Raw genomic sequence first — 1,988 nt, forward strand, 5'->3', positions numbered from 1 at the left:
CCAGCACGGCAGCTGGTCGGCGCCAGCGGTCAAGGTGGTCATGGCGGACACGGTTGGGGCTGGCGATACCTTCCAGGCCGCGTTGATTGCCTGGCTGACCGAGCAGCAACTGGACTCGGTGGAGGGCCTGCAACAGCTGACCCGGGAGCAGATCAGCAGCATGCTCACCTTCGCTATCCGCGCCGCGGCACTCACCTGCAGCAAGACCGGTCCGGACCTGCCCTATCGTCGTCAGTTGGACTGACAAATACGCGACAAAAAATCAATATGCCACTATGTAAGCCACGTATCACGTGGCTTACAGCCCTGCGGTTATCTGTCCGAAAATCCTGCATTGTGTAAAAAACTGTACTAGACCCAAGAAACATGTGCAGTTTTTATAACAAAAACAGGGCAGATCCATGCGCAATAAACGGACTTTTCAGCCTTGCGCCGTGTTGGCTGTCGGCATCCTCTCACTGCATTACCTGGCCCCCCAACAAGCCCTGGCGGCTTGCGTGTTCACCCCGGGTCCTGGCAACGATGCCTACACCTGCGACAGCGGGAGCAGTCCGACTGGGCTTACGGACCTTGCCGGCAATAACACCCTGACCCTGCCCGCAGGCGGCACGGGCACCATCAACGGCAATATCACTTTCGGCGCCGGCACTGATTTCGTCGACATCAATTCCGGGCGCATTGTCGGGAGTATCACCCAGGGCGACGGTGCCGATCGCTTCCAGATCAGCGCCGGCACCGTGACCGGTGCGGTTTCCCAGGGCAACGGCATCGATGATTTCGTGATGAGCGGCGGGCAGATCCAGTCCCTGGCCCAGGGCGATGGCCGCGACACGTTCCTGATGACCGGCGGCACCATCGTCGGCGCCTTCGAGGATGGCGACGTGGCCCGGCAAACCGCAGGCACCATCGGCCGGGTCGACATGAAGCTCGACAACAACATCTACGACATGTCCGGCGGGTCGATCCTCGGCAACCTGGTGACCGGTTTCGGCACGGATACCATCATCGTCTCCGGCGGCAGCATCGGCGGCAATATCAGCACCAGTGGCGGCAACGACAGCATTACCGTCAGTGGCGGCGTGATCAACGGCGAGATCCGCGCCAGTGTCGGCAACGACACACTCAACTGGCTCAATGGCGGCCAGATCAGGTCCGCGGTGCTGATGGGCGATGGCGACGACACCGCGCTGCTCAGCGGCCTCAACGAAAACCTGCTCGGCACTACGCCTTCGATTGACGGCGGCCTGGGCAACGACCAACTGACCTTCGACAACACCACTTCCAGCACCGCCGCCCGCTATATCGGCTGGGAAACGGTCAACCTCAACAACAACTCGCGTTTCGACCTGGCCGGCGACTTTTTCCTCGGCGACAGTGCCAGCAATACCGGCACCTTCAACATCGATGGCAGCAGCACCCTGGGCGTGACGCAAGGCAGTATCCGCCCCTACACCGCAGGCGCACTGGCCACCCTGAATAATGCCGGCACCATCGACATGACCAGCCGCAGCAACAGCGCCACCGATACGTTGACGGTGTACGGCAACTACGTCGGCAACAATGGGCAGCTCTGGTTGCAAACCGTGCTGGGCGACGAGAACTCGGCCACCGACAAACTGATTGTGTCTGACGGGACCATCAGCGGGCACACACAAATGACCGTGAGCAATCTCGGCGGCCTGGGCGGTCTCACGCAAAACAGCGGGATCGAAGTGGTGCAAGCCCTCAACGGCGCCACCAGCAGCACCGATGCATTTGCCTTGAAAGGCTCGGTATCTGCCGGAGCTTATGAGTATCTGCTGTTCAAAGGGGGTGTCACCGCCGGCACGGAAAATAACTGGTACTTGCGTTCGTCGGTGGTCGCCGTGCAGCCACCGGTGGTGCCACCTGTCCCGCCGACGCCACCGGTGGTGGTGCCCGTGCCGCCGATCCCGCCAGTGCCGCCCGTGGTCGCGCCGGATGAACCGCCCGTGGAGCCACCGACCTCG

1 protein-coding gene and 1 pseudogene are annotated in these 1,988 nt (G+C 61.8%); both read left to right on the forward strand.

All coding sequences use genetic code 11. The features are described 5' to 3' along the window. The coding region (locus HX846_RS30975; RefSeq protein ID WP_256740157.1) for a PfkB family carbohydrate kinase at positions 1-244 on the forward strand (244 nt) is incomplete at its 5' end. Between the two features lie 157 nt (positions 245-401). Continuing rightward, a pseudogene (locus tag HX846_RS30980) lies at positions 402-1,988 on the forward strand (autotransporter adhesin family protein); the annotation flags it as partial.

It is taken from the genome of Pseudomonas sp. K5002 (assembly GCF_013386655.1).
Classification (GTDB): domain Bacteria; phylum Pseudomonadota; class Gammaproteobacteria; order Pseudomonadales; family Pseudomonadaceae; genus Aquipseudomonas.